Origin of the sequence: Citrobacter sp. Cf136 (assembly GCF_030333815.1) — a bacterium.
In the GTDB taxonomy this organism is placed as follows: domain Bacteria; phylum Pseudomonadota; class Gammaproteobacteria; order Enterobacterales; family Enterobacteriaceae; genus Citrobacter; species Citrobacter freundii.
This window is the reverse complement of record NZ_JAOWFE010000041.1, coordinates 82,144-101,965: the sequence shown is the minus strand read 5'-3', so window position 1 is coordinate 101,965 and position 19,822 is coordinate 82,144. Positions and strand designations below refer to the sequence as shown.

Sequence of the window (19,822 nt, the reverse complement as noted above, 5' to 3'; positions counted from 1 at the left end):
GAGAACGCGTTATTGGTAACGTTTGGTAAGGTTATAAATGCGATACCTCACCATGCATTTATAAGATATTTTTTTAAGTATAGATAAAAAGCTGAATTGGTTTATTTTTGTATCATAAACAATATAGTTATTTGAGAAATTCAGCGTGTGGACGCCGTCACTGTGGTTGATCGACGAATTGATTTGTTCGATCAGATTCTCATCAAAATTAGCGTCGTTCAGTGTCACTAATTCTTTGATATAGATTGATTTTCCATAAGTTTCGGGCGTGCATTCCTGGGTGAGGAAGTACATTTTATTATCGACAAGATAAGGGGTACCAGCTCCTCGATGATGATGATTACTCACCTTTAATGTAGGGGTGATCCGCTGCCACTGACCATGAAGATGCTCTGCGGAATGAATAATTATTTTATTATCCATGGTGGTCGACAAAAGATAGCAAGTCTCATTTATTGAAAGAAAAATGTTATCTGTGACTTCGGTGTCAGAGAGTAGAACTTTAATTTTCTTCCAGCGCGCAGGAAACTCTACCGACTGGAACAGGAGCACTTCTTTTCTTTCTGATGATTCCGGGATCATGAAGAGTTGATTGTTGATATTAATCAGGAAAGGAAATGACAAATGACACCTCAGGTCGTCAAATCCTTCAAGTTTCACATCATCAATTTCAGTTAGTTCACGATCAAGAATGCGGCAGCGGAGCGTGCCTTTCGAGTTGCGGAAGCTAAAAGCTTCATAAAAAACATACAGTTTGTCGTCTTTTTCAATAAGAAAAGGATCGGCCTGAAACGTATATTTCTTTTTTAACTGCTGCGCAGCAGATTTATTCAATATTTCCAGCGTGTTATCAGGAAATAAGTGTGTACCATGATCCTTAATAATCATGATATCCCACGACTCATGATAGAATAACATGTTTATTATTCTTTTTATTTTCGCTTGCATTCGTACCGGCTCCTTTTTATCGCTTGCACCATGTATGAACAGCTACTTGCGGGGCAGCTCATGAGACTTGTCGCAATGTCGCAATGTTGTATGAATGTGCGAAAACCGCGTGGTAAAACCTGCGGTTATTTTAATGTTAGTGACAAGGATGTTTTTTGTCCATAGCACCAAAGTAGGTAAAAATTATCCAGAGCATCCTTGCTCCAGTGGAAGAATTACTCGAAATGCACCTGCGGGTTTTCAGCAAGGGAAACGTAGGTTTTGCTGTTTTTATCCAGGGTACGGATTTCACCGCTTTCGATGTCATATACCCAGCCGTGCAGACGAAGAGCATTATTTCTCAGTCCAACCGCGACACAAGGATGCGTTTTAATGTTGTTGAGCTGCGCGATAACGTTCTCTTCCACCATGGCGTTAACTTTATCGATTGGGTTAGCCCAGGTTTTTTTCTCGACCACGGCTTTCGCGGCATCGGCATAGTGCAGCCAGTGAGCCACAGCAGGCATCGGATCCAGAGGCTGGCTATCGGCGATGGCTTTCATCGCGCCGCAGTTGGAGTGTCCGCAGATGACGATATCCGTCACGCCAAGTGCCACAACCGCGTATTCGATGGTTGCGGATACGCCACCCGGTTCCGGGCCGAAAGAGGGGACGATATTACCGGCGTTGCGGATAACGAAAAGCTGTCCGGGATCTTGCTGAGTAACGAGTTCTGGCACCAGGCGGCTATCGGAACAGGAGATGAAAAGCGCTTTAGGATTTTGGCTGGATGCCAGGCTGCGAAAGAGTTCCTTACGTTGAGGGAAAATCTCTTTTTGGAAGTTGAGGAAGCCCTCAATGATATGTTGCATAGCAGTGTCTCTTTTCTCTGTTTAAGCAGGTTATGATGAAGATCACACTTTCCAGTTTAACACCAGCCGACAGAAGAGAAAGACTTTATAGCAGTTCTGCAACATCTTTGGCTAACTTTTCTCCACCGCGGCGAGGCGAATAGCGTGATGTGTGCTATGTGCTTTCCCTTTTTTGCCAATAAATCGGAGTTGTAGCGATAGCCAGTATTCACGCGATACCGTACATTTTTATATGTATCCACATTTTAAGGAATCATCATGTCCAGACTTCGTGCTTTAGCTGCAGCTTTAGTCGCCGTTGCCGCGATGACGATGTGCGCCACCCCAGTATTGGCCAACCCCGGTAATGGCAACGGCAATGGTAATAGTGGCAACCATGGAAATAGTAGCAATCATGGTAATAGCGGGAATAAGGGCAATAGCCAGAAAGGCAATTCGCAGGCAGAACAACGTAAAAATTATGGTAAGCCGGACCATGTTGATAGTGACATCAGCTATAACGTGGCCAGACAGTATGCCGTCAGATATGGTTTGACGGGCTATAAGTCACTGCCTCCGGGTATCGCCAAAAATCTGGCGCGAGGAAAGCCGCTTCCTCCGGGGATCGCTAAGAAAAGTGTTCCATCCTCTATGCTGAATCAATTGCCGTATTATCCAGGTTATGAATGGCAGGTTGTGGGCGACAATCTGGTGTTGATTGCACTGAGTACGGCGATTGTCACCGCGGTAATTAATGGTGTGTTTGATTAAGTATTTTCGGGCTTAATGTGCTCTGTTCTACCGATGAGAAGCCCGCGTTGTGCGGGCTTCTCAGTTAATAAGGAAAGCTTACAGTCCGTACAGTTTTATTTTTCTATAGAGCGTGGCAATGCTGATCCCCAGTTCTGTCGCGGCTTGCTTTTTTCCCTCAACGCTTGAGCCGAATCGCTGGATGACGTTTTCGATAGCCTCCCTTTCCGCCTGTTTTCCTTTGCTGGCAAGCTGTCGGGGTTGCGTGGTCATCGTCGTTTTTCTACCGTCAGCGGCGGTAAGCAGGTAAGGGGGAAGATGGCTGGCGTTGATCCCAGCGGCTTCTCCGCGCATCACAAAAATGTATTCGATCACGTTGCGTAATTCACGAATGTTACCCGGCCAGTGCCAGGCATAAAGGCGATTAATAACGTCATCAGGCAGTTTTTGCGGTGGTCGCTGGTAACTGACCGAAAACTCATCGGCAAAATACTGTGCGAGGACCGCAATATCAGCCCGGCGTTCACGCAGGGAAGGAAGTACCAGAGGGACCACGTTCAGGCGATAGAAAAGATCTTCACGAAACTGGTTATTTTCCACCATCGCGTTAATGTTTTTGTTAGTTGCGGCAATAATGCGCACATCAATATTGATGGTGTTATTAGAGCCAACGCGGGTGATCGCCTTTTCCTGCAATACCCTGAGCAGCTTGGCCTGCAGGTGCAGTGGCATATCGCCAATCTCATCCAGAAACAGGCTGCCGCCGTTGGCCAGTTCAAATTTCCCCATTCGCCCTTTGGGATCGGCCCCGCTGAATGCGCCGCGAACATAACCAAACAGTTCGCTTTCCAGCAGTTGTTCTGGGATAGCCGCGCAGTTGATTGTTACGAAAGGCGCGGCTTTACGGGGACTGCTCTGGTGAATGGCAAATGCCACGACCTCTTTCCCCGAGCCACTTTCCCCGGTGATGAGCACGCTGGCGTAACTGTTGGCGATTTTACCTATGGTACTTCTGAGCTGTTCCATTGAGGGAGAGTGACCAATTAGTCGTACCTGTATGTCGGACTCATAAGGGGATGGAGTAAGGTTACTCAGGTAGTCGTGTGCATCACGAAAGATAACCATGGTTAAGCGATCGTTATCCTGTGAGGAGAGCGAAATTTGTTTGCACAGTACATGATGTTTCTGACCTTCAAGCGTCAGCCACGCTTCTTCATCGCCATACAGGCTGTCCCCGGTTGTTTCAATGGTCAGAGGTAATCCCTGAACCTCGCGGTTGAGGATGCGATCGGCTGAATGATTGGCATGCCAGATAAGACCCTTGCCATCAATCGCCACCACGCCGCGGTCCATGGCATCGATCAGACGCCGAAATGCGCCAAGCGTTTCCTGTGCGCGTAAGCGTTCCAGGCATTCAAAGACCTTACTGGAGATCATTACGGCGATTTGCTCAATAAAGGTGACAAATTTATCAATCTGGCTCAGTAACGTGTCACGCTGTGCCTGGGTTGAGCAAATAATCCCGATCACGCCAATCACGCGATTATTGAGAAAAATAGGTGCGTTCAAATCCAGCATTTCAGAACAGTAGTGGTGTTTTTCACATAACTGACACAGCGGATGCTCGCCGGGGTTTTTGATCAGTACCGTTTCTCGCACCTGCAATACGTGACGATAAATGTAGCCATTTTTGGCCACGTTCTCATTGAGCATATGCCGGTATTTCCCGGTACCCGCGATGCGCATTAAAGATTCATCAATGATTTCAACGTCCGTGCCCGTTATGCCAGAAATAGCATCGGCGTAATTGCATATATCATCCTGAATATTGCTGAGTACTGAAATCATGGTACTTCTCCGACGGTGTGTCACATTTCTCAAGGAAAATGATAAATAGGCGAAACAATGCAAAAATGATTTGCGAAAAATCAATCTACCACGCTGTTTTTGAATGTTTTTCTTATTTTATCTTCCGCGATCACACTATTTATCAATGATGAGAATTTATCAAAATGAGGCGATAAACTGAGGCGTTGATATTTTCGGTTGTCAATTTAAAATTTCATTTAATTTATTGAAATTAAAGCCTTTATTAAAATATTTATAAGAATTTACTCAATTCATAAAAAGCTGGTAAGTATTTTGCTCTATTGCCAATACCGATAACGGAAATATCTCTGTATTGCACCGATTACAGGGAGTGAAATACCAGGACAATGAGGTTTTATGATGCAGGAAAACTTATCATTTTTTATCAACCAGACACCGTTTACCGAACATCCGAACGCGCCGCTGGCACCGTTTAGCCGCCAGGAACTGGTAAAAGCGTTGAATTTTCATCGGTCTATTCCGGGCTACGCGCCGACGCCGCTATATACGTTACCGGCGCTTGCACAAAAACTGGGCGTAAAAAATATCTACCTCAAAGATGAATCTCAGCGTTTTGGCCTGAAAGCCTTCAAAGCGCTGGGTGGCTCCTATGCGATGGCGTGCCATATCGCTGAATTGGTTGGTAAGGATATCAGTGAACTGCCGTTTGACGTGATGACCAGCGAAGAGGTTCGTCACGATCTGCAAACTGTCACGTTTGCTACCACCACTGATGGCAACCACGGTCGCGGCGTGGCATGGATGGCGCGCCAACTGAAGCAAAACGCCGTGGTTTATATGCCAAAGGGCTCTTCGCAGCAACGTCTGACCTCTATCCGTAACGAAGGCGCTACCGCTGAGATCGTCGATATGAACTATGACGATGCGGTTCGTATGACCGCGGAGCAGGCCGAAAAGTATGGCTGGATTGTCGTGCAGGATACCGCCTGGGAAGGATACGAAAAGATCCCGCAGTGGATTATGCAGGGCTACGGCACGCTGATGCTCGAGGCGATAGATCAGCTGCATCAGGTTGCGCCGACTCACATTTTTGTGCAGGCAGGCGTCGGCTCGTTTGCCGGCATGGTTCAGGGAATGGTGGCGGCTGCCTGGGGTGAGAATCGCCCGAAAGTGATCGTCGCCGAAGCGTTAATTGCCGATTGCCTCTACCGCTCAGCCCGTTCGAAAGAGGGGGATGCCATTGCGGTGGGCGGTGATTTACAAACCGTGATGGCCGGTCTCGCCTGCGGTGAGGCGAACAGTATCGGCTGGAAACTGCTGCGCGACTATGCCAACGCATTTGCTTCCTGCCCGGATGAAGTTGCAGCGTTAGGCATGCGCATGTTGGGCAACCCGCTGGCAGGCGATCCACAGATTATTTCGGGTGAGTCAGGTGCGGTTACTACCGGTCTGCTGGCGCTGTTGATGACCTCACCTGAACTGGCGCAAACGCGTGAGCAACTGGGGCTGGATGCGCACTCTCGCGTGCTGTTAGTCAGCACCGAAGGGGATACCGACCCGCAACAATATCTGGATATTGTCTGGGGCGGACAGTACCCGGGCATCAACAAATAATTCCCTGATTAAGAGATATAACGGAGAAACCCATGTTATCTGCAAACCGCATTGAAGAAGTCATTAAAAACTGTCAGGCGCTGATCCAACAAAAAAGTTATTCCGGTCAGGAAGGTGAAGTGGTTAATGCCATAAAAACAATGATGCAGCATTACCAATTCGATGACATCCACGTTGATAAGTACGGCAACATTGTTGGCGGTATTGTCGGCAACCAGCCAGGGAAAACGTTGGTTCTCGATGGACATATCGATACCGTGCCGGTGAACGAAGAGAAGTGGTCCCGCAACCCATACGGCGGCGATATTGAAGATGGCAAAATTTATGGTCGCGGCACAACTGACATGAAAGGTGCCGTGGCGGCGATGATCTCCGCCGTGGGCTTTTTCGGTCAGGACAATCAGCGAAATTTTGCCGGTAAAATCTACGTTGCGTGCATCGTGCATGAAGAGTGTTTTGAAGGTATTGCCGCTCGCCTGGTCAGCGAGCGCTATAAGCCAGACTACGTGATCATCGGTGAAGCTTCCGAGTTAAACCTGAAAATTGGTCAGCGTGGCCGCGCTGAAATTGTGGTCGAAACATTTGGTAAACCCGCGCACTCCGCTAACCCGCAGGCGGGGATTAACGCGGTGTACAAAATGGCGCAATTGATCGACAAAATTCGCACAATCACGCCGCCAACGCATCCGGTTCTGGGGCCAGGCATTCTGGAACTGACCGACATTAAATCTTCGCCGTACCCGGGGGCCTCGGTAGTACCGGATTACTGTCGCGCAACCTACGATCGCCGTTTGCTGGTGGGTGAAACCAAAGAAAGCGTGATTGCTCCGCTGGAAAATGCGCTTGCGGAACTTATTGCTCAGGATCCGCAGTTTAAGGCCCGAGTGTCCTACGCGGTGGGTCAGGAGTCTTGCTATACCGGCGCCACGATTGAGGGAGAGCGTTTCTTCCCAGGCTGGGTGTACGACGAGTCCGACGAATTCGTGCAGGCAGCGTTGGCGGGCGTTCGCGAGGCTGGCTTTAATCCAACCATTACACAGTACTCATTTTGTACCAACGGTAGCCACTATGCGGGCGAAGCGGGAATCAAAACCATCGGCTTCGGTCCTTCACGAGAAAACCTGGCACACACCATTGATGAGTATATCGAGATCGAGCAATTAACCGGCTCGGCCAGCGGCTATTACAGCATTATCCAGACACTCTATCGCCAATAAAAATAAAGATAACCACCTCTTACCTTACAGGCGGTGTAGCTCAGCAGCACCGCCATGGAGAATAACGATGAAAACCATTTTCAAAAACGGAAATGTAATTGATGGGACGGGCAGTGAAGGCAGAATTGCCGATGTGATGGTTGATGAAGGGCGTATTGTCTCAATCGGCCAAATTGAGGTTGGCGTTAATGAGCAGGTTATTGTTGCAACAGGAAAAATAATTTGTCCTGGCTTTATTGATACCCATACGCACTCTGACCTGTCAGCCATTATTAACCCCGCTCTGTCGGCAAAAATTCGTCAGGGTATCACCACCGAACTGTTGGGCCAGGATGGCGTCGCCTTAGCGCCGCTACCGGAAGAATATATTCCAGCCTGGCGTAAAAATATCGCCGGACTGGACGGTGACACCGACAAAATTGACTGGAAATATAAAAATACAGACGGTTATCTCAATCTGCTGGCATCGCGTCATCCGGCGACAAACCTCGCGTATTTAGTTCCTCATGGCAACGTGCGCATGGAAGCGATGGGCCTGGATGGGCGTCCTTCGACCCGTGAAGATGTGGCGAAGATGTGTGAGGTCCTTGAGCGGGAGTTAAAAGCCGGGGCATTTGGACTTTCCACTGGTCTTATCTATATGCCTTGCGCCTTTGGTGATACTGCCGAAATGATTGAACTGTGTAAGGTCACGGCGAAATATGACGGGATTTTTGTGGTGCATCAGCGCAGTGAAGCTGACGATATTATCAACTCAACCCAGGAACTGATTGATATAGCCACAGCCACCGGCGTCTGGCTGCATATTTCGCATATGAAGGTTTGCGGCAAGAAAAACTGGGGGCTGATCGACCAAATGCTGGGCATGCTGGAACAGGCGCAGAAAGAGGGGATTCGTATCTCTTTCGACCAGTATCCGTATGTGGCGGGCAGCACGATGCTCGGCGTGATCCTGCCGCCCTGGGTTCACTCCGGTGGTACGGACAAATTACTTGAGCGTCTCGCCTCGCCCGAACTGCGCGCCAAAATGATTGACGATATTCAGCAGGGTATTCCTGGCTGGGATAACTTTATCGATTTTGCCGGTTTGGACCAGATTTTTGTCACCAGCGTGAAAACGGCAAAAAATCAGGATGCTGTCGGTTTGAACCTCGTCCAGTTGGGCGAGCTGCGTGGAAAAGATCCGTACAACGCCACCTTCGATCTGCTCTTTGAAGAGGAAAACGCCGTGGGGATGGTCGACTTCTACGGTACCGAAGAGCACGTGATTAAGTTTCTCTGTCGACCTGAACAAAACGTCTGTACCGATGGCTTGATGGGGGCTGGCAAACCGCATCCGCGCGTGTTTGGCGCATTCCCTCGCGTGCTCGGTAAATATGTTCGTGAAGAGGGATGTCTGAGCTGGGAAGCGGCAATCCGCAAGATGACGGGGAAACCTGCTGAAGTATTGGGTTTGCAGGATCGCGGACTGCTGAAGGTCGGTTATGCAGCGGATATCGTGATGTTCGATCCGAACACCATTGCGGATAAAGGCACTTTTGTTGAACCCAATCAGTACCCGGAAGGGATTGAAATTGTCATGGTTAATGGGCGCATTGCCTTAATCAATGGCACGGAAAGTTATGCCTGTAGCGGTACGGTTATTAGAAAACAATATTAATAAATAACGCTAAACACGCATGGATCTATCGCGACTATTTATGGCCGCGGTAGATCACTACACCCTAAGGACATCACAATGAACCTACAAACGTCTTTACCTTCAGGTAAACCCAAGACCTGGAAAGCAAGATATACCGTCCTGACACTGATCTGGCTGGCGTGGCTGCTCTCTTTTCTCGACAGAATGGTGATGAGCGTTTCACTCCCTTATATTGGCAAAGATTTAAATCTTGATACGACTCAACAAGGTTTAATTATTAGCGCCTTTTTTATTGGTTATGCCGCGTTTCAAATTCCCGGAGGATTACTGGCGGATAAGTTTGGCTCGCGAAAAATCATGGCCATTGGTATTGCATGGTGGTCTGTGTTCACCAGCTTAACCGGCGCTGTGCTAACGCTGCCGCTGATGTTAGCAGTACGTTTCTTCTTTGGTATCGGTGAGGGATGTTTCCCGTCGGCCTCATGGAAGATGATATCAACCTATTTCCCGTCGAAAGAACGTGGCCGCGCCACGGCGATTCAGTCAACGGTAAACACCTTAGGCCCAGCGCTGGCGGTAGTCGTGGCGGCAAGCATCATCGGGGCATTTGGCTGGCACATGGTTTTTATCGTGCTGGGTATTCCCGGTCTGTTTATCGCCGCAGGTATCTACTTATTTACGCGTGACAACCCGAAAGATCACCCTGCCATTACGCAACAAGACCTGGCGGAGCTGGCTGCTGACGACCAAGGGAGCCTGCAAAACACCAGTGCTATCGCGTTTAAAGACGTACTCAAAATGCCGGTGCTCTGGCAAATGGCTAGTATCTGGTTTTTGTTTGATATCACCTTCTGGGGTTTTTCAACCTGGCTGCCAAGCTACCTGATTACCGTACGAGAGTTTTCTCTGGCAAAGACCGGTGTCATGGCGGCCATTCCCTTCCTGTTCGGGGCCGGTGGAACATTATTAGGCGGTTATTGCTCAGATAAATTCAAACCCCAGCGTAAAACGCTGTATGTCGTAACCTCTGTTATTGCCGCGGGTTTCCTGTATCTGACCTTCAGCGTGAGCAGTGCAGATATGGCGGTGGTTTATCAGTGTATTTCAGCCTTGTTCATGTTCTTCGCTATGGCAACGTTCTGGGGTATTCTGATGGATACCATTCCCAGCAACATCATGGGGCGGGCATCCGGTATTGTTAACTTTGGCGGCCAGATGGCAGGGGTTGTATCAGCGCCCATCATCGGCTGGTTGATCCAAAGCAGCGGCGGAAGCTATAACAGCGCCTTTATCTTTATGATCGCCGCACTGTTGTGTTCTGCCGTCGTTACACTGACTGTGAAAAGCTCGCATGCAGTAGAGGCATTGCCCAGTAAAGCCTGATTAATCGCTGCCTCCCTGTGGCACTGCTGCTCCAGAGCTGCGGGGAGTTTCTCTCTAAATTCAGCAGGTTTGTACTCTTGTTCTCCATATTTGACCTGGTATGAAATTTATTTTTAGATAGCTATTCGCATATCCCCCCTTGCAGTTCTGATGAACAATATGCCGGTTATATGTCCCAAATCATTAAGAATAAATCATAATAAATGAGAGATTTGTCCTACGCGTGTAGGAATATTCCTTTTATGTTGTGTTAATGGTTTGATATTTAGATAGGCTCAAGGTTTAAAATTTGTAAATTACAGTGTTGCGTTTATACTTTGTTCTGCATTTTTATAAAAAATGAATAAAATATACGCGTGATTATGTTAGGATTTACCTGATAAAGCCTTATTTTCAGAAACTATAATGTTGAAGGCTCGCCTGCTCTACAGCCATCGCCTCTCTTTATTTATCGGGATTCTTATACGCAATGAACGCGATAATCGTTGACGATCACCCATTGGCACGCATTGCCATCCGCAACTTACTCGATACTAATGGTATCGCTGTGACCACCGAACTCGACAGCGGAGATCAAGTGGTTCAAACCGTTGAAAAAACTAAGCCGGAGCTATTGATTATCGATGTAGATATTCCCGGTATCAGTGGCATCGAAGTGCTGGAGCAGCTGAGAAAGCGGCACTATGCTGGTGTAATCATTATCATTTCAGCCAAAAATGAATTTTTTTACGGCAAACGTAGCGCCGAATACGGTGCCAACGGATTTGTGAGTAAAAAAGAAGGTATGAATAATATTCTTGCCGCAATCGAAGCAGCAAAAAATGGCTATAGCTATTTTCCCTTTTCCCTTGAGCATTTTACTGGTTCATCCGTCAGCGAGCAGGATAAGCTTGATACGTTGTCGAATCAGGAAATGAGAGTATTGCGTTATATCCTTAATGGCATGGATTACAGCTCAATTGCCAGCAAAATGAATATCAGTAATAAAACAGTGAGTACCTATAAAAGCCGGTTGATGGAAAAATTAGATTGTTCATCATTAATGGAAATTTATGATTATGCGCAGAGAAATAAAATAGGATAGAGTAATGCTGGAACGCTTGTTTATTTTTTTGATGGTCATATTTACCATCGGGTTGTCTACGGGTGTAAGCTCAGCTCGGCAAGTTGAGCTAAAAAGTAACTATAATACTTCAGTACAAAATATCAGCTTGAACAGGGAAGAAACAAACTGGTTAGCGCATAAAAAAACCTTGGTTGTTGGTACCTGGTTACCTGAAGTCTCCCCCATTGTTTATCAAAATAGCGGCGAATATTATCGGGGAGTCAACGCAGATTACCTCGCGTTAATGCAAAAGAACCTCAATCTAAAAATCATTATAAAGCAGTATGATAATGAGCAAGAGGCGCTGGCCGCGCTCGCCAGTAACGATGTTGATACACTGATTACTCAACTGTCCCGACGCCAGGATGTTGGCGGAAATTTGTTGCGTACTTCGGTATTGCTGACGACGTGGCCGACGCTTGTAACATCGCTAAAAAACACTATGCTGCCGCTGACCACGAACCATCAGGTTAGCGTCGCGTGTGTGCGGGATTGCCCTTTTCTCGATGTTATCCAGGGGGCCTTTCCTGAGGCTAAAGTCTCATTTTATGACGACGAGTATCAGGCCATGGCCTCGGTAGTGAATGGTGATAACCAATATTATATTGGTAACAATATCACCAGCAGCCATTGCATCTCTCGATACTTCTCACAATCACTGGTTATTACGCACTACTTTGATAAGCAAGAACAATATAATTATTTTGTCGTTAACGAAGATCAGCCGGTATTAAGAAATATTCTTGATGGTTTCATTACGTCAATCAGTAATGAAATTCATATGCAAGTCATGCAGAACTGGCTGAACCGCGGCAACCTGGCCTATCTGAATGCACCTATACCTTTCACCGCTCAGGAAAAAGCGTGGTTGAAGAAAAAGCATGTCATCCGCATTTTAATCAACCCAGATTACCCGCCCTATACGCTGGTCGATCGCAGCGGTGAATTACGCGGTATTCTTGGCGATTTACTGAATATTATTCATCTGCAAACGGGGCTCGATTTTGAACCCATTTTAGCTAGCTCTAAAAGTGAGCAGACAAAGCAAATAAGCGGCGAACAGTGGGATATGTATCCCACTATCACGCTCACTCATCAAAACCCGCACAATTCGACCTTTAGCGATCCTCTGATGAATGTGGCATTTGTGATGATCACTTCCCGTGAGGAAACCGCCGACTCGCTACTGGAGAAGCCGATTCGTATTGCGCTACCTGCCGGGCATGTGCTGGAAAGCGAGCTGAAGCAACGCTATCCGCAGGCCACCTGGGTTAATGCTGATACTGGCAGTGTTGCGATGGTCATGGTCAAGGAGGGCAGCGCTGATGCGGCAATTGCTACCGAATTGTCAGCAAGGTTTATGGTCGATCATTACTATCAGAAAAATATGCACTTTTTTAGGCTTCCAGATATGCCTGGTGCCTCTGTAAGTTTTGCGATTTCTTCTCACGAGCCTATGTTGAAGTCTGTTATGGATAAAGCGCTACAGGCCATACCGCCACGTGAGATTTTGCAGATGACGGAGAAGTGGTCGAAAATTTCCAATACGCAGGTTGATTTATGGAGTCGATATAGCAAACAGTTCTATCAACTGGGGATATTCGCGCTGCTGCTGATAGCGATTAGCCTGATCTGGGGGATCTCACTCTCCCGTGAGGTAAAGAAAAGGAAACTATCTCAGCGGCTACTGGAAGAGCAGCTTCATCTCAAAGAGGCATTATCTCAAGAACTGGAAAACGAAAAGAATAAAGCGATTGAAGCAACCAAGGCCAAAAGTCGCTTTCTGGCGAGTATGAGCCATGAATTACGTACCCCGGTAAGCTCGATTGTTGGCTTTGTGGAATTACTGTCGAGTTCAGAACTCAGCCCGGCACAGCGAAAAGAGGCGATTGCCCTTACCGGGGCGACAGCCCAGTCATTGCTTGGGCTGATCGGTAAGATTCTGGATCTGGATAAGATTGAGTCTGGTAAATACCAGGTTGTTCCTCAATGGACGGATCTCTCGCAGCTCATTGAATTGCAGTGCCACTCTTTCGATGCTTTAGCCAGACAGAAAGGCATTACGCTGGCTTGCGTTAGCCAGTTGCCGGCAAACGAACGGGTATTTGTCGATCAGCAGGCTTTGCGGCAAATTCTCACCAACCTGGTAGGTAATGCGTTGAAGTTTACCGAGCAGGGCAGTATTCATGTGACGGCCCGTTTGACGCCTGACGGGGAGAATCACGGTACCCTGACCATTGCCATTAGCGACACCGGTTGCGGGATTAGTGAAGAGGAGCAGGCGGGGCTGTTTCATCGTTACGCTCAGGGGCGTTGCGGGCGTCAACAAACCGGTTCCGGTCTGGGGTTATTTATCTGTAAAGAACTGGTGACGCTGATGGGTGGGACGCTGGAGTTGATGAGCGTCCCGTTGCAAGGAACCACGTTTACCATAACGCTGCCGGTTGAAACGGCTCGACAGTCGATTGTACCGGATGGCGATGCGCCTGGTACTCTGTTACCGCTTCCGTGTCTGTCTATTTTGATTGCAGACGATAACCCAACCAATCGCCTGCTGCTCAAGCGACAGTTGAATGCCATTGGCTACAACGTGGATGAAGCGTGTGATGGGGAGGAGGCAGAAGCCAAACTGGCGAAAAAATCGTACGATCTGCTGATAACCGATGTAAATATGCCGAAAAAAGACGGGTTTGATCTCGCGGCTTCGCTACGTCGTCAACAGCCGAATTTACAAATATGGGGACTGACGGCCAGCGCACTTCCACAGTCACGCGATCGATGCCTGCAAAATGGTATGAATTTGTGCCTGTTCAAGCCTGTGTCGATTCAGACACTGACACATGAGTTGAGTAAAATCGAAACCGGTTATTCGTCTCCTTGTTCAATCCGGCATTTGAAATTCAATGTGTTGACGGAGAATACCGGCGGCGATCGCGCACTAATGAACGAGATTCTCGAGACATTTCGCGAGGCAACGCTGAATGATATACAAGCGGCTGAGAAAGCTGTTCTGCAAGATGAACCTCAGCTGTTTTTGCGCGCTCTTCACCGGTTGCATGGCTCGGCGCAAATTCTGGGCATCACTGCGCTACAAAACCTGTGCGAACCTTTCGAATCCAGACGACCTGACGATCTTCCTCTGGCAGTACGCCAGGAGGCATTGCAGAAGATTATTGCTGTTATGCGGGAAATTGAGATTGAGATAGACAGTCTGATTAGTCATTAATCCCCCTGATCGGGCGGCCGTAGCTGCCCGATCAGGAGAGAAAGTCCTGGTTCAACACTCCGTAGTGCTGAGTATTACTGGCCTGCGCCGATCATCTCACTATCGATCACAATACCTTCTTCAGCACCTTTTAACGCAAGGTTTGCTTCATAATACTTACCGGAAGACAGCAGTTTTTGCGCGCTGGCAACGGCTTTACGAGTCTGATTCAGGGGCATCAGGTATTGGGTCTGAAGCACGCTGATACCAGCCAGTTGCAGGGTATCCACTGCACCTTTCCAGTCGCCTTTGGCCATTTTGCCATTCGCTGTTTTGATAGCGGATTCTTTGGCTGGAGTGGCAATATAGTCTTCTGACAGCGCGATCGTAGCGTTAATAACCACGTACTGATCGTCAATCATCTTGGCTTTAGGCGCAGTTTTTACAAATTTCGCCCAATCTTTGCTGTCGCCTGCCAGCAGGGAAGCGGCGTCATCGGTTAATTTTTTAGCGCTGTCAGGCTGTCCATGAAACAGGGCCAAACGAGCAAGCTGAATATCACGCATCGCATTTGCGCCTTGCACTGCGACCTGCATAATATCGGCAGCTTCTTTTTGAACATTTGCGGTAGTAGCTTGCGCCGGAGTAGTTGTGGTAGCAGTAGCAGCCATCACTGGTGCTGAACCCATCATGGTTGCAAGCACACCCGCAAGAATAATCTTTTTCATTACTTTCTCCTGAATAAATTTGGTATATGTCACCAAACGCAATAAGCATATTAAATAATGTTAAAGAGCGAAATCAGAACCACGATAGAATAATGACCGTTTAATCTTACAAGTGTCAGATGTCTGACATGTGTAGGAATATACGCATAGCGACATTCTCTTGTTCTTATATACGCTTCCTTAGCGGAAGTCTTATCATTCCATTGTAAGTAACATATGTTGAGTGAGTAATAATTCTTGTGTCAACAGGTTACATTGCGTTTATGTATAACGGAGGATGTATGTTTGTTTTTAATCAGCGTAGCCTGAGAGCGTTTAATGAAAAAACACTCGTTCATTATAAAAAGCATGCGACGATTATGGCGGTGTTGATGTTGATTTGTGGCATCTGCTGCTTGATTTATCCGATTGCTGCAGGTGTTTATTTAAGCTATGCAACTGGCTTTATGTTTCTGGTATGTGGTTTCTATTCTATTTATAGCCTGTTTAGCTCAAGTAAAAAACAATTGAAAGCCAAATTTACCTATGCCTTTTTTGCTATCGCGTGGTTACTGCTGGGTTACTGTTTCCTAGTGAATCCAGTGATAGGTATGAATTCATTGGCAATGGTATTTTGCTGCCTGTTTATTCTGGGGGGAATTTTTCGTATCGCATCTGGGGTCAAACTGTTCCACAGTCCGGGTTATGGATGGAACATTTTTATTGGTATTTTTGACCTGCTTATTGCCGGCGTGTGGCTGAATATGGATCCCGACAGATCGTATGTATTTACCTCAATCTTTATTGGTGTCGAGATGATCTTTAGTTCTTTAGCTTTTATCAGTCTGCGTAGAAATGCGACGCTGGTAAAAACTGATAAGCTCGCCGATAAAAATTAATGTTATCTCTGGAGCGCATAGTGAATATTAAGATGATGGTTTCTGCAGCTATTCTTGTGACCTCTGTTATGGCGCCAATGACCCGTGCTTTTGCTACTCAGGCAACGGAAGCTGCGCCACAAGATATGACCTGTAAAGAATTCGTTGATATGAGTCAGCAATACAAGACGGCAATTGCCTTTGTGATTGTTAATAAAAATTCGGACTTTAAAGGCGATGATTATGTTCCCCTGCATGAGGTGGAAACGGAAGCTGTACCGAAAATGGTTAAAATGTGTCATCAGCATCCGAATACAAAACTGGGTGAACTGGCTGTAAATTTGAAAGGTTCCGGTTTGCACTATTGATTAACCGTTTTGATAGCCTGGCTTTAGTTAGAATTGACAACCTCTGTACCTGCCCTAGTTGTTCCCCTACAAGAAAATCTGCGTAATGTTTACCCCGCTATCCACGAGAAACTCGCTGGATAGCCGTGCCCGCTAATAACTGTAGACCTGGCAAATGAAGTCCCATCCCTGGATTTAATAATCTAAACCCAGGGATAGGGCAGGGGATCAACGTCGAGCTTTAAATCGCGCTAACGTATTTTCAACGAGAACAAAGAACACTGGAACAAAATAGATCGCCAGTACCGTCGCGGCCAGCATCCCACCGATAACCCCCGTACCGACGGCATTTTGCGCGCCAGAGCCCGCGCCGTTGCTTATTGCTAGTGGAATTACCCCCAGGATGAAGGCCAGTGAGGTCATCAGAATAGGACGTAAGCGCATTTGCGCGGCTTCCACCGCGGCTTCAAGCTGCGTTTTCCCTTCTTTCTGCATAATCTCGACGGCAAACTCGACGATCAAAATAGCATTTTTAGCCGATAGCCCCATCGTGGTGAGTAGGCCGACCTGGAAATAAACATCATTGCTCAGGCCGCGCAGATCGGTGGCCAGCAACGCGCCGACCACCCCGATTGGCACAACCAGCATCACCGAGAACGGGATCGACCAGCTTTCATACAGCGCCGCCAGCGCCAGAAATACGACGATCAGCGAAATGCCGTACAGCATTGGTGCCTGGTTTGTGGATAGCGCCTCCTGATAAGACAGACCGGTCCAGGCATAACCGACGCCTGCGGGCAGTTTATTAATCAGCGATGCCATAAATTTCATCGCATCACCGCTGCTTTTCCCTTCTACCGGCTGACCCAGAATTTCCATTGCTGGCTGACCATTGTAGCGTTCAAGGCGTGGAGAGCCGTAGGTCCACTCGGTTGATGAGTAGGCGGAAAGCGGGGTCATCGCGCCAGAGGCATTACGTACATACCAGTGATTAATATTATCAGGCAACATACGGAACGGCGTATCGGCCTGGACATACACTTTTTTTACGCGCCCCTGGTTCAGGAAATCATTGACGTAGCGACTACCGAACGCGGTGGAGATGGTCTGATTAATATCCGATAACGCAACGCCCATAGCTTCAGCCTTTTTGGCGTCGACGTGAATGCGGAACATCGGCGTATCTTCCAGGCCGTTTGGGCGCACCCCGTCGACCTCACCTGAGGACTGATTGGCCAGAGCCAAAAGCTCGTTTCGGGCCTGCATCATTTTTTCATGCCCAAGATTACCGTTATCCAGCAACTCCATATCAAACCCTGATGCGGTGCCCAATTCCGCGACCGCGGGTAAATTGAACGGATAAACGACGGCATTATTGATGGTACTTAAGGCCATCATTGCCCGTCGAATAATGGCGGTAACCGAGTTTTCTTCGCCAACGCGTTCTGACCACGGCTTCAGGCTGATAAACGCCAGGCCATTGTTTTGTCCCTGACCGCTGAAACCAAATCCGCCGACGGTGAAAACAGAAGCAACGTTTTTCTGTTCTTTCGTCAGGTAGTAGTCCGTTATTTCCCCGAGCACTTTGCTGGTGTTCACCATCGTTGAACCTGAGGGCAATTGCGCCGTGGTCATGAATACCCCCTGGTCTTCTTCAGGCAAAAAGGAGGTCGGCGTACGTAAAAACAGCACCATCATGCCCGCGCCAATGACTAAGTAAACGACCATGTAACGGCCCGTGCAACGTAACAGTTTTCGGGTGCTGTCCGTGTAGTGCTGAGTGCATTTCTCCATGAAATGATTGAATCGGGTAAACAGAAAATGCGTATTTGCCTGCTCGTCATCATGTGCTTTTAACAGCATGGCGCAGAGTGCTGGCGTCAGGCTCATCGCCACAAACACCGACAGCAGCATGGAGGAGATCAAGGTGATGGAAAACTGACGGAAAATTTCTCCTGTCGCGCCGCTCATAAATGCCATCGGCATAAATACGGCGGATAACACGACGGCAATACCAACCAGCGCCCTCTGGAGCTGGCCCATTGCTTTATGCGTTGCCGCTTTTGGAGACAAGTGCTCTTCAGCAATAATACGTTCTACGTTCTCAACCACCACGATAGCATCATCGACTAACAACCCTATCGCCAGCACCATGCCAAACATCGTGAGCGTATTAATCGAAAAACCGGCGACGTCGAGAATGGCAAAGGTGCCGAGGATAACCACCGGAACGGCGATAGTGGGGATAAGCGTCGCACGAAAACTTTGCAAAAACAGGTACATGACGAGGAATACCAGAATGATTGCCTCGATCAAAGTATGAAAAACACCCTGAATCGAAATTTCGATAAACGGCGTGGTGTCATAGGGGTAAACGGTTTTCATGCTGGCCGGAAACCAGGCTGATAATCTGTTCAGCTCTTGTTTAACAGCCTGGGACGTTTCAAGGGCATTGGCGCCTGCGGCAAGTTTAATCGCAATCCCGGCGGCGGGTTTGCCGTTGTAACGTGCAACCGTGGCATAATTTTCCGCACCCAGCTCAATGCGTGCGACATCGCGCAGCAGAACCTGAGAACCATCTTGCTGAACTTTAAGGAAGATCTTGCCAAATTCATCGGTTGTTTGCAGACGCGTCTGGACGATTATCGACGCATTTAACTGCTGATCGGCTGACTGAGGCATGCCCCCCAGTTGCCCGCCAGATATCTGATTATTCTGTACTTTGAGCTGGGTAATGACGTCCTCGGGAGTGAGGTTATACTTGTCGAGCTTTTGCGGATCCAACCAGATGCGCATGGCGTATTGCGAACCGAATAACTGCACGCTCCCCACCCCGGCAGTGCGGCTTAGCGGATCTTTAATGTTTGAGGCTACATAGTCGGCAATATCATATTGGCTCAGGCTGTTATTATCAGAGATAAAACCGGCGACCATTAAGATATTGCTGCTGGATTTATCAACGCTGATCCCTTGCTGTTGTACTTCCTGTGGCAAGGAAGGCATCGCCAGCTGCAGTTTATTCTGTACCTGAACCTGCGCAATATCGGGTGACGTACCCGTTTTGAAGGTCAGGATAATCGAGGCATTACCTGCCGCATCGCTGGTGGATGACATATACATCAGGCCATCAAGACCATTCATATTCTGTTCAATCACCTGGGTGACGGAGTCTTCAACGGTCTTTGCATCTGCCCCGGGGTAGGCCGCGCTGATGGTAATGGTTGGGGGCGCAATTTGTGGATATTGGGCGACTGGCAGGTTCATTATCGCGATACCGCCCGTAAACATCATGATAATAGCGAGCACCCAGGCGAAAACCGGGCGCTCAATAAAAAAGTTGGCCATAAAGAAAGTGTCCTTAATACC

At 47.9% G+C, this 19,822-nt stretch carries 14 protein-coding genes; 9 read left to right on the top strand and 5 right to left on the bottom strand.

Annotation, left to right across the window (positions count from 1 at the left end; translation table 11 throughout):
* Nucleotides 1-9: 9 nt before the first annotated feature.
* Both OGV98_RS22230 and OGV98_RS22225 read right to left on the bottom strand, forming a co-directional pair.
* Nucleotides 10-948: a glucosamine inositolphosphorylceramide transferase family protein gene (locus tag OGV98_RS22230; RefSeq protein WP_061549698.1), complete on the bottom strand. Its 939-nt coding sequence runs from the start codon at nt 946-948 to the stop codon at nt 10-12.
* A gap of 215 nt (nt 949-1,163) precedes the next feature.
* The gene (locus OGV98_RS22225) at nt 1,164-1,799 is read right to left on the bottom strand and encodes a carbonic anhydrase (protein WP_003037157.1); all 636 of its coding nucleotides are present in this window, start codon (nt 1,797-1,799) and stop codon (nt 1,164-1,166) included.
* Between the two features lie 258 nt (nt 1,800-2,057).
* On the opposite strand from OGV98_RS22225, the gene OGV98_RS22220 reads away from it, so the two are divergent.
* Complete coding sequence (locus OGV98_RS22220; protein ID WP_202581039.1) at nt 2,058-2,549, top strand: anti-virulence regulator CigR family protein; 492 nt, start codon at nt 2,058-2,060, stop codon at nt 2,547-2,549.
* 78 nt (nt 2,550-2,627) lie between these two features.
* Here OGV98_RS22220 and OGV98_RS22215 read toward each other — a convergent pair whose 3' ends face one another.
* The gene (locus OGV98_RS22215) at nt 2,628-4,376 is read right to left on the bottom strand and encodes a sigma-54 interaction domain-containing protein (protein WP_003845986.1); all 1,749 of its coding nucleotides are present in this window, start codon (nt 4,374-4,376) and stop codon (nt 2,628-2,630) included.
* A 381-nt stretch (nt 4,377-4,757) separates the two neighbouring features.
* On the opposite strand from OGV98_RS22215, the gene dpaL reads away from it, so the two are divergent.
* From dpaL to OGV98_RS22185, 6 genes are all read left to right on the top strand, one after another.
* Entirely contained in the window at nt 4,758-5,972 is a 1,215-nt protein-coding gene (gene dpaL, locus OGV98_RS22210; protein ID WP_202581318.1) for a diaminopropionate ammonia-lyase, read from the top strand.
* Between the two features lie 32 nt (nt 5,973-6,004).
* Nucleotides 6,005-7,189, top strand: coding sequence for a YgeY family selenium metabolism-linked hydrolase (locus OGV98_RS22205; protein WP_003839756.1), 1,185 nt, complete (start codon nt 6,005-6,007; stop codon nt 7,187-7,189).
* 67 nt (nt 7,190-7,256) lie between these two features.
* Nucleotides 7,257-8,849: an N-acyl-D-amino-acid deacylase family protein gene (locus OGV98_RS22200; protein ID WP_286552165.1), complete on the top strand. Its 1,593-nt coding sequence runs from the start codon at nt 7,257-7,259 to the stop codon at nt 8,847-8,849.
* A 78-nt stretch (nt 8,850-8,927) separates the two neighbouring features.
* Nucleotides 8,928-10,214, top strand: coding sequence for an MFS transporter (locus OGV98_RS22195; RefSeq protein WP_102191024.1), 1,287 nt, complete (start codon nt 8,928-8,930; stop codon nt 10,212-10,214).
* Between the two features lie 469 nt (nt 10,215-10,683).
* A complete protein-coding gene (gene evgA, locus OGV98_RS22190; RefSeq protein WP_003839762.1) occupies nt 10,684-11,298 on the top strand; it encodes an acid-sensing system DNA-binding response regulator EvgA in 615 nt (204 codons plus the stop codon).
* A gap of 4 nt (nt 11,299-11,302) precedes the next feature.
* A complete protein-coding gene (locus tag OGV98_RS22185) occupies nt 11,303-14,545 on the top strand; it encodes an ATP-binding protein (RefSeq protein ID WP_286552161.1) in 3,243 nt (1,080 codons plus the stop codon).
* A 74-nt stretch (nt 14,546-14,619) separates the two neighbouring features.
* Here OGV98_RS22185 and OGV98_RS22180 read toward each other — a convergent pair whose 3' ends face one another.
* Entirely contained in the window at nt 14,620-15,252 is a 633-nt protein-coding gene (locus OGV98_RS22180; RefSeq protein ID WP_044713267.1) for a YfdX family protein, read from the bottom strand.
* Nucleotides 15,253-15,533: 281 nt separating this feature from the next.
* On the opposite strand from OGV98_RS22180, the gene OGV98_RS22175 reads away from it, so the two are divergent.
* Nucleotides 15,534-16,130: a DUF308 domain-containing protein gene (locus OGV98_RS22175; protein ID WP_044699615.1), complete on the top strand. Its 597-nt coding sequence runs from the start codon at nt 15,534-15,536 to the stop codon at nt 16,128-16,130.
* On the top strand, nt 16,130-16,477 hold the full coding sequence (locus OGV98_RS22170) for an HdeA/HdeB family chaperone (RefSeq protein WP_102191021.1): 348 nt from the start codon (nt 16,130-16,132) through the stop codon (nt 16,475-16,477). Before OGV98_RS22175 ends, OGV98_RS22170 begins: the two co-directional genes overlap by 1 nt.
* A gap of 207 nt (nt 16,478-16,684) precedes the next feature.
* On the opposite strand, the gene OGV98_RS22165 is transcribed toward OGV98_RS22170, so the two are convergent.
* Nucleotides 16,685-19,801 carry an efflux RND transporter permease subunit gene (locus OGV98_RS22165; protein WP_199400521.1) on the bottom strand — a complete coding sequence of 1,039 codons (3,117 nt, stop codon included), beginning with the start codon at nt 19,799-19,801 and terminating at the stop codon, nt 16,685-16,687.
* Nucleotides 19,802-19,822 lie beyond the last annotated feature (21 nt).